Genomic DNA, 14,048 nt, shown 5'->3' with positions numbered 1-14,048 from the left:
ACAAACAACTACAAACAACTTACAGCTAACAACGGCGACTAGCGGTTAATAAAGGTAGCTGAGCTCTTTTGCACTAAACATACCTTCATTTAATGATTTTTGTTGTTGGAATATCATTCGGTAACTTAGTACTGCTTGAACGTATTCGCGAGTTTCGGTGTAAGGAATCGTTTCAATAAAACTCATTACATCTAAGCTGCCATTAGACTGTCTTAACCAGCGCCTAACACTACCTGGACCGGCATTATACGCTGCTGTTGCTAACACGCGGTTTTGACCAAACTGCTTAAGTAATTCACTGTAATAGGCACTGCCTAACATAATGTTCACTTTCGGGTCGTACAGGTCTTTTACGTTATTAAAAGGTATTTTGTTCTTTTTGGCGGTTTGTTTGGCTGTAGCGGGCATCAATTGCATTAAGCCTCTAGCCCCCACACCAGAGGTGGCATACAGATAAAACGCACTTTCTCGACGAGAAATAGCGCGGATTTCATCAATGTCTACCGAAAACTTTTTACTGGCTTTGAGGAACTCATCGTTAGCCGCTTCAGGAAAACGCAGTGCTATTGAATCCCATAACTTGCCTTGAATACTGGATTCAACACTAAATGCATGCCAGCCATTTTTTAAAGCTAATAGACCATATTGAGCGGTCATTTCACTGTTGTGGCGGCGCATTAAATACAGCCATTCGTTACGAGCATCAATTTGCTTATCTAAGGCCATTAATTCCACAACGCGCGCTAAACCAGGGTCTTGGTTTAATGTTGCTTGCAGCTCAGGATTAGGGGTTAAATTGTCGTCGTTCATCGCCAGAGGTTTGCCTAATGCTTCAGCCGCATTAAAACCGTAAAAATTACGCTCGCCACTTAAGGTCGACTGTAATTGCGTCGCGCGGTTTTTGTCATGACGAGAGGTCATTTTAGCTTGCCAATATTGCCAGCGAGAATCAGCTTTACCTTGATCGCTCAATAACGCTAAATACTTTTCTACTGTGCTGAAGTCTTGTTCACGAATAGCCCAACGTAGGCGCATTTCGTACAAATCATCAGATTTTAGTAATGGCAGCATGGTATCAATATGCGCCACCAATTTATCGTCTTGCTTAATCAGCGCTCGGCGGACTAAATAGCGATTGAGCTGGCGCGCTTCAAGATCGCTGAAACGGTTGGCCTTTTGATATTTAACATACAATTTAATCGCTTGATGTAAATCCTTTTGCGCTAGCTTACGTAAGCCTGCATCAACAATATCACCCACTATGGGTTTAGAGCTGGAAAACTTGTTCATGTGACGCAAAATATTAGGATCGCGATACACCGACAATAGTAGTTTGGCTTCATTATTGTGTTGGGTAACTTTTTGCGATAAATAACTCAGCAAACTGGATTGCCTAGCATTAAAGCTGAGCAACATCCGCGCCCAAATGAGCTCTTGGGTGCGATAGCCCGCTTTAGTCCATTGGTTTATCACCGCATCGCATTCATTGGGACGTGAATAGCCATGAACCCATAAACGTTCTATGCCTTTGTAAGCCATGGTTTCGTTACCAGCATCAAGTTGAGCTTGGTAGTAATAACACTGTAAGCGCACATCGTTAGGTGTGTCTGGCGCTATCACTAGAAAGTCTTGCCAACGTTGTTTTTTACCAGCATTGAGCAGGTAGCGATAACGCGCATTGTTGTAAAGCGGCGTGGTATCAAATTGGTTGATGGCATTGAGCGCTTTGTCGCCAGAAGATTGCACTATGCTGTCGATTTTGGCGTGGTAATCAAGGTAAACCGTTAATGGATAGTCGCCGAGTTGGTTGCGTAGGGCTTGATACTTGTCGAGCTGCTTTTTATCCAGAGCTTGGCGGGCATCAAGATAGCGTTGCTGTTGTGAAGTCAGCGCATTAGCTTGGCCAATAAAGGCCAATGATGTGCTGAATAATAATGCGCCTGTAATTAAAGTGTTCGCCCAAGTGTTACGCATTTAAATGAGAATCCCCGCCTCTGTATTTCGTTTGCTATCAGTATGTGTGTGATAAATGATTGCTAATAAGTGTTGCTGTAAATAAATCTGTTACGGCGTTGAGTGACTATTAGCCTTGTTGCTTAAATAAAGATTAATAATCACTCATTTTATCGATTAACTATTACTGGCGTGCTTTTCAACTGACTCATCAAGTGCACGGTTGAGCAATTGTTTATCTAACTGCTTGCTGGTGTCGACGCCTAATTGCTGCATGTAATGCGCTTGTCTAATGACATTGCCTTTACCTGAAGACAGCTTTGCCATGGCACTTTGATAGGTTTTATCTGCCGTATCTAGGGCGCGTCCGAGTTTTTCCATGTCTTCAAGATAGCCGCATAATTTGTCGTAAATACGACTTGCTTGTTTGGCGATATTTTGGGCATTTTGATTTTGGTACTCATAACGCCATATATTATTGATAGTACGCAAAGCCACTAATAAATTAGTTGGACTCACCAGCATAATATTTTGCTCAAGGGCGAAATTAACCAAGCTAGGGTCGTATTCAATGGCCAGTAAAAATGCCGGCTCAATAGGAATAAACATTAGCACATAGTCCAAGCTCTTGAGGCCATGCAACTTATGATAATCTTTTTGACTAAGGCCTTTAATATGCTGCCTAATCGATAATGCATGTTCTTTTATGGCTTGGTCGCGAATGACTTTGTCTTCGCTATTAAAATAACGTTCGTAGCTGACTAGCGACATTTTGGCATCGATGACTACGTCTTTTTGCTCGGGTAAATGCACGATAACATCGGGCTTAAAACGTTTGCCGTTATCGTCTTTTAAATCTTGTTGGGTTTGGTACTCATGGCCTTCGCGTAAACCACTTTCTTGTAGTACGCGCTCTAAAATAACTTCGCCCCAATTACCTTGTTGCTTGTTGTCACCTTTAAGTGCTTTGGTGAGGTTAATGGCGTCTTGGCTCATTTTTAAGTTGAGATCGCGCAAATTATCTAACTGGTGTTTCAACGCGCTTCGTTCAGATTGCTCATGAGTATACGACTCTTGAATTTGACGTCTGAAACCTTCTAATTGTTGTTTCAGCGGCCCGAGAACGCCGTCTATTTGCGAGACATTTTGTTGTTTAAAGCTTTCACTGCGTTCTTCAAAAATTCGATTAGCAAGGTTTTCAAATTGCAGTTTAAGGCGTTCTTCAGCAGACTCGAGTAGCACTATTTTATCTTGTAATGACTTTTGCTCGGTTTCTGCTTTTACTAAAATGGTTTGTTGCACCGCGTTTGACTTGGCTAAGTTGAGCTGCGATTCCATTAAACGATGTTGGGTGTCGACCATTTGTTGTTCGACGAGATTAACCCGATCCGCTTTAGTTTCTGCGCTAGAAAGTTGGGCAATCAAATCTTCTATTTTACTTTGCAGATGATTACTGTGATCGATTTTATCATCGAGATTATCTTGTAATCTCGACATTTCAATTTGAACTTCGTTGAGCTGTTGAAGTGTTTGTTGTTCATGTTGCAGTTTAAGCTGCTCCCATCGTTTACGAGTTAATCGTTGATTGATTAGGGCGCCAATTAAAAAGGCAACAAACGCGACAGCAATCACAGCTGCAATTTGAGGAGGAGTTAACGACACTGCAAAAGGCATAACAAAAACCGATAGAAAATAATGGTTAAGGGTCGCACGGCTAATAAACAGCTGCAAGGGATAAAATAAGGATTTAATGAAATATTGTTGTTAATGATTAAATTTAAATCTACTCGCTATATTGGTTCGTATAGACAACTATGATGGCATGTTCAGTGTGTTATTTTATCGATAGATAAAGGTTGACGGTTTTTAAGTCTTTTAACCATCAGCTGAAATAAAAATAGCTTTTTACCTGTCTATTGAGAGACGTAAGGCAGATTATGTTAATACTTGGCTGTCGACAAATATTTTAACGAGGTGATTTATGACCGGTAAAAAACGTTTTACTCAAGGCATACAAAAACGTGCATCTTGGCATATTCCTGATAACCAAGTTACGCCTGAGTCGGTATTTAATGATCGTCGTAATATCATTAAAGCTTTGGGGTTAGGTGCATTGGGAGCGAGTTTACCTGGTCAAGTTCAAGCCGGTATTTTTGATTTATTTGGCGAGCAAAAAGCGCAAAATCCTTTTGTAACTCAAGGCTTGCAATACGCCACCCCTGCCAAGTTTGTGTTACCTAATCCGAAAACCCCTGAAGATAAAGTGACTCGTCACAATAATTTCTATGAGTTTGGTACCAGCAAATCGGACCCGGTTGATAATGCCCAAGGGTTTAAGGTTGATCCGTGGACGCTAACCATCGATGGTTTAGTCGATAAGCCGATCACCCTAGATTTACATGAACTGACGACCCGTTTTGCCCTTGAAGAACGCACTTATCGCTTACGCTGTGTTGAAGCTTGGTCGATGGTGGTTCCGTGGGTCGGTTTTTCGTTAGCCAGCTTACTTAAACAAGCCGGCGTGCAAAGTAATGCTACCCACATTGCCTTTGAAACCCTGTTTGACCCAGACCAAATGCCTGGGCAAAAGAGTCGCCTAATGGGCGGCGGGATCCATTACCCGTATGTTGAGGGTTTAACGGTTGCCGAGGCCATGAATGATTTATCGTTTTTAGCCGTAGGCTTATACGGTAAAACCTTGCCGCCACAAAATGGTGCGCCAATCCGCTTAGTCGTGCCTTGGAAATATGGCTTTAAAAGTATTAAGTCTATTGTGCGTATTCGGGTGATGGATAAGCAGCCACCGACAAGCTGGAATCAATTGGCCTCAAGTGAGTATGGTTTTTACGCCAATGTAAATCCAGAAGTTGACCATCCTCGTTGGTCGCAAGCATCTGAGCGCAGTATTGGCGAAGGCGGTTTATTTTCTGCTAAACGTATTCCTACGCAAATGTTCAATGGTTATGGCGATTCAGTGGCCGATTTATACAAAAATATCGATTTGAGGAAGTTTTACTAATGCGGATAAGCCCTCGAGGTCTGTTTTGGCTAAAGGTGTTGTTGCATATTAGTTTTTTGTTGCCTGCTTTTTATCTCGTGGCACTAGTGTTAACCGACAATGCGGGCGGCGATCCGGTGCAGTACATTATTCACTACACCGGCATGGGCGCGATTAATAGCCTATTAGCGACGTTGCTTATTTCACCTATCGCCAAGCGATTTAAAATAGCAGCGCTGATGCAAACTCGCCGATTGGTGGGCTTGTATGTGTGCGCCTATGCGCTGCTGCACATCAGTGCGTTTATTAGCTTAGATTTGCTGTTTGCGTGGGGATTATTGTTTGAAGAGGTCATAAAGCGGCCTTATATTTTGGTTGGCGCTGCAACCTTGATTATCATTTTATTACTGGCGATAACTTCTCCTAAGCGGATTAAACGCAGTATGGGTAAGCGCTGGCAATCATTGCACAATTGGATTTATCTGGCGGCAATATTGGCGCCTATCCACTTTTATTGGTCGGTAAAGTCTGAAATTATTGAACCTAGCATTTATATTGCGTTATTTGCGGTGTTATTGTTTTACCGCAAAGACAGTATTTATAAATGGCTGAAGCCGAAAAAATAACCCTCGCTATGACTAACGCCTCAATCTTTGATTGAGGCCGTTGGTTGAAAACGCCGCAAACACGGTAAAGATCATCACTGATATCATGATAATGGCCAATCTTAACCAAGGTTGTTCGAGTGCAATGCGCATATCAATGAAATTGAACGTGGTTACCGCCCACACAAATACCACGCTGATCAGTAACCCCAGTTTGAGCAATGTACGCACAAATGAATGTCTAATGAACATCAGCAATGGTAAACAAATGGCGATAATAGCCATTATGTGCTGATCGAATCGTAAGAAATGTGCGCCCAATAATAGGTAAGCCAAGCTAATAATGGTTACTCGCCACCACATACAAATTCTCCTCAATAACGTGCTATAACAAATGTCATCAGTAACGAGTCAATAACATCATTGCCAGTATTACTAGCGTATTAATTGACCTTGACTGACGCAGCATAACGTTAAATGGGGGCCGAATCTTGATTGTGGTTCACATATTACTTAATTACATCTGCTTAGAATATTAACGGCTATCAAACCGATCTTTGTTCCGCTAACGGCATTGCGCCTTGTTAGTAAAACAAATGACCTTTATTTTACAGCTTCTAAAGCGGCAATTTTAGCCCAAACCTGTTCTGATTCTGCAGTGAGCAACGAATAGGTTTTTATATCGCCTTTACGCTGTGCTTGCATGGCTTGCTCGAGTATTAAATCGTAGCTTTTACGTAATTTTTTGACTGGGTCTGGCTTTAAAAATGAAAACATTGTGTAGCCCTTCGTGATGATTAATTGCATATGGTACGAATGCAGCGGGGTTTCAGCCCAATATCATTCACGCTCTTTTACACCGTGTTCCTCGTTATGCAAATCTGATTACTGGGTATAAAGCGCGTTATTGCTAAAAGTATATTATGGTTGCCATTATGGTTATTGATTCATTTTCGCCATAAAAACAAATCATTACCGTGCTGGTAATGAACGGCATCGAAAGATTAGCGCTGCTAAATTATCGTTAGCGTTGCGAACTCTGAGGTTAAAATAGAAATCGTTTCAGTGATAAAATATTATTAATTATCAATACTATAAATTACCGATCACTCATGCTTACAAAAACCTATTGCCGATAGGTTTTTAGTTTGACATACTATTGCATACGTTGTTAAGAGAACTATGTAATGCAATTAGGCGATCTAGAAAAGTTAGTACTTCAATTCCTTTGGTCTGAAAAAGAAGCCGATGCGAAGCGTGTTCATATTGCCGTTGGGATGAGTCGTGGTAACTCGTTAAACACGATTCAAACTACATTAGATCGATTATTTAAGAAGAGTCTGTTAAGCCGAACTAAGCAGGGGCATGCACATTTGTACACCGCTATAGTCGATCGTGAATCTCTCATCGCCACGTTAATTACAGATGTTACAGCCGATTTTATCGAAGATGGCGAGCATAGTCTTATTGCTGCTTTTGCTTCCTCATCAGCCAATCTCGATGATGCTCAATTTGAAGTGTTGGAAAAACTTATCGAACAGCAACGCCAGTTACGTAGCAGGCAAATATAAAATGCTAGAGGGTAACGAGGCTATTTTCTTGAATTTAATGAGTGTTGCAATAACGGCTTTCGTTATCGTGACGATATTAATATCTGCCATTATCCCGTTGATTAAAAATAACCTCAATTCATTTGGTTTTATTGCTCGAAAGCGAACGTTATGGCTATTAGCAACCGCGCCTTGGTGGATAGCTTTATGTTGCGTTGTCATATTTTTTCCACGTCAGGATACTAATAATTTAATCGCTTTGATGGAAAAAATTGCTCATTGGCACCATATTGATGTGTTCAAGTTTACAAGCTGGCATGGCTTAACGTTGGTTGTTGCAGCCCTCATATTGGCTGTGATGATTAACCTTATGTTTGTTCAAGTTCGTCGACACTCAATCGCGATGCACAACCTTTTTAAATTTTCAGATGTGCAACCTATAAGTTGTGATAATAATCAGACTATTTATTCTATTGCATTAAGCATCCCAGCAGCTTTTACAATTGGCTTGCTCAAGCCTAGGGTTTATCTTACCACTGGATTACTTCAACAACTTGAACCATCGGCTCTGGATATCATTATCCAACATGAATTGGCGCATGTTCGTGCAAGAGATCCTCTATTTAAAAGTATTTACTCTTTTTTCTGTCTGCTTTATCCAAAGCCAATTCGCCGCATTTTACAACAGCATTTTACCTTGCTCACAGAACAACAAGCAGACTCCGTCGTAACGGGTTATCACGATAACCTTGATGTGGCACAAACATTAATTTCAGTAGCCAAGAAACAACGTCAGTTTCCCCAAAGTTGTGAGGGGAGTCTGGTTAGTCATTTTAGTCATGATCAAATTACTTTGCGGGTACAAAAGCTTCTATCACCACAGAGCCAAATATCCGAACTTACTCTGGTATTTACGGGACTGTGTTTTCTAACTGCAATGCTATTTACGGTATTAATGGTAGATGGTCTCCATCATCTAATTGAGACTTATTTTATCCATTGAATCAGGACTATGAATGAATTAATTCGTTAGAACCGTAAAAGTAAAAACTGATGACCAACTGATTTATTTGTTTTGCTTACCGCATTCCATTATATCGAATGTTACACACCCATAAGGAAGCTATTTTGACTGAAACAGACACTTTGGAGCCATCCAATGCTAAGTAAATTATCAAGCTATTGCGTGTTCGCAATCCTCATTGGCTGTGCTTTTATCAGTATCGAAGTATTTGCCCATGGGGTTGATGACAACACTCGAGCTTTTTTAGAACAAAATAGTGGCGTGCAGTTTGTACCTTTTCTCTACATTGGTGCTAAGCACATGATTACCGGCTATGACCACTTATTATTTCTGGTTGGTGTTATCTTTTTCTTATATAGAAGCCGGGATGTTTTCTTATATGTCACGATGTTCACTATTGGCCATAGCACTACCTTACTACTTGGTGTTTTAGGCGATATTCAAGTTAATGCCTACCTCGTTGATGCGATTATTGGTTTATCTGTCGTGTACAAAGGATTTGATAACTTAGGCGGCTTTAAGCGTTGCTTTAATTGGCAGCCTAATACCCAATGGGCAGTATTAATTTTCGGGTTGTTTCATGGTTTAGGTTTAGCGACTAAGTTGCAGGAATTCAATTTACCAAAAGAAGGCCTTTTTACCAATCTAGTGGCCTTTAATATTGGGGTAGAACTTGGTCAATTTGCTGCGCTAGTGGTTATTTTGATTGTCATTAATGTATGGCGGAAATGGCCTTCATTTCAGCGTTTTTCTACGCTTACAAACACTCTATTAATGAGCGCAGGTGTCATGTTGATTGTGTATCAACTGACTGGCTACGTAATTAACAAATAAAAAAGAGATAAATATGCAACATACAGTCAGCAGCAGTACGTTAATTAAAGCCGCTCTATCAGCGATTGTCGTAGCAGGCATTGTTTTAGTTACGCTAATTTTACCCGCCGAATACAACATCGATCCGACTGGTATTGGACAAAAAATAGGTGTCACAGTATTAGCGCAAGCGGCAGAACCAGAAGTGCAACAAAGCGTTCCTGCCGAAGGCTCTAATGAGTTTCAAACGATAGAAGTGATGGTACCTGCAGGGCGTGGAATAGAATATAAATTCGACATGCAACAATTTGAAAAAATGACCTATGAATGGATAACAGATGGGACGGCTTTATTTGTTGACCTCCATGGTGAGCCAAAGGGAGATACCTCAGGATATTACGAAAGTTATGTCATCGCGACGTCGGCTGATATGAAAGGTAGTTTTACGGCACCTTTTGCTGGTTCCCACGGATGGTATTGGAAAAATAAGTCTAATCAACCGGTAGCAGTGCAGTTATTGGTAAAAGGACAATACAAAGTCATCGGTTTAAAATGATCGGTTTAAAGTGATCGGTTTAAAATAATAAGGGGAAATTTATGAGAACATTACTTTTTACAATGGTGCTTTTGAGCAGCTTAATCAGCAGTTATTCGCTGGCACATTCAAGCCATGGCCATATGAATGATAATGCTGCCATCAGTGTTGTCATCAAGTCTGCAAAACAAATGACATTTAAGGACTTCGGCTATGCGGTTGGTCAGCTTCCGGAATCATGGAAAAATATTACCGTTGCAGATGTAACGGTCTTTAGCGTTACAGGAGGCGTTTATATTGTGAGTGCCACTAATGCAGAAGATAAAAAGACGTTATATTTTCAAATCGCTGACGATGGTGAAGTCATGGCTGTATCTGAAAGTAACACTTTTAAATAATAGATAAATAGTTTTGGACACAAACTTCGAGTGTCCAAAACTAACATTGATTCAAAAACAAGTACTAGCTAAATTAGTTTTTTACGCCCAATGTGCTGATGTATAACAGATTTCTCGTTATCTTAATAGCACTTCATTTGACGTTGTAACATCATATTCTACAATCTGAAGATTAGAATTCACGGTTCATTTTTTCAAAACTCTTGGTCAGAACATCTATCGAATTTTGATCTAAATGACGAGTAATATCTTCTGTCAGTTGTATATGCATGCGATTGTGGTGCTTATGAAGCGCCATGCCTTCGCTTGTTAATCCAACTAATATTGAACGTCTATCGTCTTCATGTGGAGAGCGGGTTATAAGTCCAAACTTTACCAGTTTATCTACCTGAACCGTTAAGGTGCCAGTGGTAATTGCAAGCCTATCTGCTAGCTCTTTCATTCTCATGGAACCGTGAGAGCCTAGCACCTCAATAGTGTGCACTTGTGCCAGTGAATAACCGGTATCTTTAACGACAGACTGCTCCCAAGAAGACAGTTTGTCGTAAAACTCAATGATTAAATTATTCAAAGAATGCATAAAGGGCCTCAGCAGTAATTCACTTCGATAGTTAAGTGGCTTAGCTTATCAAACTTATTCAATGAGTGTTTAAATGATTCTACGCTGGCGTCAGTTGTTGTGCAGATAGCGATAGACGCAGAATAATGATCTGCACTAATTCTCCAAATATGAATATCGGTGACCTTGGTTTGTTCATCATCAATAGTATTAACAATGTCTAATTGATAATCTTCGTCGATATTTTCATCTAATAGAATAGGGCTAGTTTGCTTCATTAACCCTAGAGCCCATTTAGTAATCACCACCGCACCAACGATCCCCATGATAGGATCTAACCAATACCATCCAAGGAATTTCCCTACCAAAAGTGCACAAATTGCTAACACCGATGTTAATGCGTCAGCGAGTACGTGGAAGTAAGCTGCCTTCAGATTGTGGTCGTTACCACTATGGTGCTCGTGGCTATGGTGCTTGTGGTCATCATGCTCGTGACTATGATGTTCGTGGTCATCATGCTCGTGGCTATGGTGTTTGTGGTCATCATGCTCGTGGCTATGGTGTTTGTGGTCATCATGCTCGTGGCTATGACGCTCGTGGTCATCATGTTCATGGCTATGAAGTTTGTGGTCATCATGCTCGTGGCTATGGTGTTTGTGGTCATCATGCTTATGGCTATGATGCTTGTGGTCACCGTGATCATGGCCGTGATGTTCATGTCCCAATATAAACATACTGGCGATGTTAACGACTAGACCTATGATAGCCACAAGAATAGATTGGTTAAATTGGATCTCAATAGGTGACCATAAACGGTGTAGAGATTCGACCAGCATAATGATAGCGACAATGGCTAATGCGATTGCACTTGTATATCCACCGAGAACGCCGACTTTGCCTACGCCAAAAGAGAATTTGTCACTATTAGCATGCTTTTTTGCATAACTATAAGTGAATAGCGTAATACAAAAAGCGGCGGCATGAGTCCCCATATGCCAACCATCAGCGAGCAAGGCCATAGAGCCATATATCGTACCCGCTATCACTTCGATGGCCATGGTGATGACTGTGATAACAAGCACATACCAGGTGCGTTTGACATTTTGCTCGTTAACGGAGGTGAAATTGTGTTGGTGAATATATTTTTCGGCAATTTTATTCATAAGAAAGTAGTTTGATTATCAAGTAATTCTCGATGTTATATTGTTTGATAGTCAAAGTAAATAAATGGTTACTTTATATTAAATATCCCAAATCGTTAGCTTGAGAGTCTGATGGTGATATATGTTTTGATTAAAAAGGGGTAGTTTGTTTTTTTTATAGCATGGGGAGCAAGTAATGATCACTAAAAGTGTCTAAAAAATTTGTGTTTTTCAGTTCCATTCTGTAGTTAACTTACATGATGTTGTAGTAATGTTAGTTGGTGGTGTATTTAGGTATTTAGGTATTTAGGTATTTAGGTATTTAGGTATTTAGGTATTTTAGTTTGGGCTATGGTTAATTTTTCGATTTCATCTATCGTTTCAATTATCGCTCCGGTTATCACTCCAGTTCGTCGTTCACTTTTGTTTATTGTTTTTAGGGGGCGTTAAAAAGTCGTTTTAATAAGGTTGTTTAGACATCATCAAACCGTTATTGACAAAAATGAATGCGTTACTGTTAATATTAGCCTTTGCTGTAAACATTACTCACCATGCCTCTTTAGTCTAATGCAGTGCTTTTTTACTTGTGAGTCAGGCCGTTAATTGGTTAGCTTGAGCATGACGAAACACATGCAAGGAGGCTTTAATGGTCAAACAACATCAAGCACAACTACCGCTTACCCAAAGTGAATATCATGGTGTCACCTCAACGACGCTTACCGATAAAACCATTGGTCAATATTTTGATGATATTGCCAATGCTTACCCAGACAATCTTGCGGTAGTCGTTCATCATCAACAAATCCGTTGGAATTACCGAGAATATCAAGCAAAGGTTGATGCGCTTGCCACTGGTTTGTTAGCGCTAGGTATTCAACCTGGGGATCGAGTCGGAATTTGGTCTCCTAACAATATTGAGTGGTGTTTAACCCAATTTGCTACGGCTAAAATTGGCGCCATTATGGTGTGTATTAATCCGGCTTATCGGCCTGAAGAGCTAGAATACTCCTTGAGTAATGTGGGTTGCCGAGCAGTCATTTGCGCAGATAAATTTAAGTCCAGTGATTACTTACAGATGTTAAATGAGTTACTGCCAGAGTTAAGCACCAGCACAGCAGGTAAGCTCACCACACTCGCACTGCCTCAGCTTGAGTTTGTTATTCGAATGGGCACCGACCGTACTCCCGGTATGCTCAATTTTAATGATTTGCTGCTGGAGGTTAACGACGAAGCTCAACATGTGTTGGCCACCATTGCTGACTCTCTCGATACTCATGATTCGATTAATATTCAATTTACATCAGGTACCACAGGCAGCCCCAAAGGCGCGACGTTATCACATCATAATATTTTAAATAATGCCTATTTAGTCGCAGATGCTATGGGCTTTACTCAGGCCGACAAGTTATGCATCCCAGTCCCTTTGTACCATTGTTTTGGCATGGTATTAGGCAGTTTATCCAGTATTATTCATGCATCGGCGGCGGTATATCCTGGGGAGTCTTTTGACCCACTCACCACGTTACAAGTAATAGAAAATGAACGCTGCACAGCGTTACATGGTGTACCGACCATGTTTATTGCCGAATTAGAACATCCACAATTTAACCAGTTTGATCTTAGCTCATTGCGCACAGGCATTATGGCGGGCGCCACATGCCCCGAAGAAGTTATGCGCCGAGTGCAAGAGTTAATGTACATGAAAGAAGTACTAATTGGTTACGGACAAACCGAGTGCAGCCCGTTAAATCACATCACTGAAATTGACTCCCCAATCGAAAAACAAGTGCTCACCGTCGGTCGAGCATTGCCGCATACTGAAGTGAAAATCATCAATGAGTTTGGCGACGTGGTTGCTATTGGTCAGCCCGGAGAAGTGTGCAGCCGAGGTTACTGCATCATGCAAAGTTATTGGAATGATGCAGTCAAAACCGCTGCAACCATCGACAGCGCAGGCTGGTTACATTCGGGCGATATTGGCCAAATGGACGAGTTAGGCTACGTGCAAATTGTTGGCCGCATTAAAGACATGATTATTCGCGGTGGTGAGAATATATATCCGCGTGAAATTGAAGAAAAACTTTATAGCCACAAAGACGTGCAAGACGCGGCAGTATTTGGAGTACAGAGTGACAAATACGGCGAGGAGGTATGCGCATGGATTAAAGTCCGCGCCAATGCCGATATCACCGAAGACGATATTCGCCACTTTTTAACCGAAAAATTTGCCTATTTTAAAGTGCCTCGCTACATCAAGTTTGTTGACCAATACCCAATGACAGTAACGGGTAAAATTCAAAAATTTAAGATGCGTGAGTTGATGTATCAAGAGTTACATGAAGCCATAAACTGATATTTTGCGTGTAATCATTAAAGCCCAGTGTTGAGTTATCGCACTGGGCTTTAATATTGATGGGCTATCTACTTAAAAGTGAAGTAGAGACAACACGCGACAACGAGTGAATCATTAA

14 protein-coding genes are annotated in these 14,048 nt (G+C 40.9%); 8 read left to right on the top strand and 6 right to left on the bottom strand.

The features are described 5' to 3' along the window. Positions 1-45: 45 nt before the first annotated feature. A complete protein-coding gene (locus tag EGC86_RS12915) occupies positions 46-1,974 on the bottom strand; it encodes a transglycosylase SLT domain-containing protein (RefSeq protein WP_011637981.1) in 1,929 nt (642 codons plus the stop codon). Positions 1,975-2,130: 156 nt separating this feature from the next. Beyond that, positions 2,131-3,627 (bottom strand): DNA recombination protein RmuC, encoded by a 1,497-nt coding sequence (gene rmuC / locus EGC86_RS12910; protein WP_011637980.1) that lies wholly within the window; start codon positions 3,625-3,627, stop codon positions 2,131-2,133. A gap of 307 nt (positions 3,628-3,934) precedes the next feature. Between rmuC and msrP the strand changes: the two genes are divergently transcribed. Together msrP and msrQ are read left to right on the top strand one after the other, a co-directional pair. Next, positions 3,935-4,972 (top strand): protein-methionine-sulfoxide reductase catalytic subunit MsrP, encoded by a 1,038-nt coding sequence (msrP, locus tag EGC86_RS12905; RefSeq protein ID WP_011637979.1) that lies wholly within the window; start codon positions 3,935-3,937, stop codon positions 4,970-4,972. Beyond that, positions 4,972-5,577 (top strand): protein-methionine-sulfoxide reductase heme-binding subunit MsrQ, encoded by a 606-nt coding sequence (gene msrQ, locus EGC86_RS12900; protein WP_123777819.1) that lies wholly within the window; start codon positions 4,972-4,974, stop codon positions 5,575-5,577. The genes msrP and msrQ overlap by 1 nt, the downstream gene beginning before the upstream one ends. A 12-nt stretch (positions 5,578-5,589) precedes the next feature. Here the strand turns inward: msrQ and EGC86_RS12895 are convergent, their stop codons facing one another. Together EGC86_RS12895 and EGC86_RS12890 are read right to left on the bottom strand one after the other, a co-directional pair. Beyond that, positions 5,590-5,919, bottom strand: a complete 330-nt coding sequence (locus EGC86_RS12895; RefSeq protein WP_102037716.1) for a hypothetical protein — start codon at positions 5,917-5,919, stop codon at positions 5,590-5,592. 240 nt (positions 5,920-6,159) lie between these two features. Continuing rightward, the gene (locus EGC86_RS12890) at positions 6,160-6,333 is read right to left on the bottom strand and encodes a DUF6435 family protein (RefSeq protein ID WP_011637976.1); all 174 of its coding nucleotides are present in this window, start codon (positions 6,331-6,333) and stop codon (positions 6,160-6,162) included. 410 nt (positions 6,334-6,743) lie between these two features. Between EGC86_RS12890 and EGC86_RS12885 the strand changes: the two genes are divergently transcribed. The 5 genes from EGC86_RS12885 (at position 6,744) to EGC86_RS12865 (ending at position 9,876) form a co-directional block, all read left to right on the top strand. After that, positions 6,744-7,127, top strand: coding sequence for a BlaI/MecI/CopY family transcriptional regulator (locus EGC86_RS12885; RefSeq protein WP_123777818.1), 384 nt, complete (start codon positions 6,744-6,746; stop codon positions 7,125-7,127). A gap of 37 nt (positions 7,128-7,164) precedes the next feature. Further along, a complete protein-coding gene (locus EGC86_RS12880) occupies positions 7,165-8,109 on the top strand; it encodes a M56 family metallopeptidase (RefSeq protein ID WP_245423160.1) in 945 nt (314 codons plus the stop codon). 156 nt (positions 8,110-8,265) lie between these two features. Further along, a complete protein-coding gene (locus tag EGC86_RS12875) occupies positions 8,266-8,964 on the top strand; it encodes a HupE/UreJ family protein (RefSeq protein WP_011637973.1) in 699 nt (232 codons plus the stop codon). A gap of 13 nt (positions 8,965-8,977) precedes the next feature. Next, a complete protein-coding gene (locus EGC86_RS12870) occupies positions 8,978-9,499 on the top strand; it encodes a hypothetical protein (protein ID WP_123777816.1) in 522 nt (173 codons plus the stop codon). A 41-nt stretch (positions 9,500-9,540) separates the two neighbouring features. Next, on the top strand, positions 9,541-9,876 hold the full coding sequence (locus EGC86_RS12865; protein WP_123777815.1) for a DUF6488 family protein: 336 nt from the start codon (positions 9,541-9,543) through the stop codon (positions 9,874-9,876). Between the two features lie 172 nt (positions 9,877-10,048). Here EGC86_RS12865 and EGC86_RS12860 read toward each other — a convergent pair whose 3' ends face one another. Together EGC86_RS12860 and EGC86_RS12855 are read right to left on the bottom strand one after the other, a co-directional pair. Next, a complete protein-coding gene (locus tag EGC86_RS12860) occupies positions 10,049-10,456 on the bottom strand; it encodes a MarR family winged helix-turn-helix transcriptional regulator (protein ID WP_102035743.1) in 408 nt (135 codons plus the stop codon). Between the two features lie 8 nt (positions 10,457-10,464). Continuing rightward, entirely contained in the window at positions 10,465-11,598 is a 1,134-nt protein-coding gene (locus tag EGC86_RS12855) for a cation diffusion facilitator family transporter (protein WP_123777814.1), read from the bottom strand. 625 nt (positions 11,599-12,223) lie between these two features. Between EGC86_RS12855 and EGC86_RS12850 the strand changes: the two genes are divergently transcribed. Next, positions 12,224-13,930, top strand: a complete 1,707-nt coding sequence (locus tag EGC86_RS12850; RefSeq protein ID WP_123777813.1) for an AMP-binding protein — start codon at positions 12,224-12,226, stop codon at positions 13,928-13,930. Positions 13,931-14,048: the final 118 nt, after the last annotated feature.

Origin of the sequence: Shewanella frigidimarina (genome assembly GCF_003797125.1) — a bacterium.
Lineage (GTDB): Bacteria > Pseudomonadota > Gammaproteobacteria > Enterobacterales > Shewanellaceae > Shewanella > Shewanella frigidimarina.
This window is presented reverse-complemented; position numbering and strand designations above follow the sequence as displayed.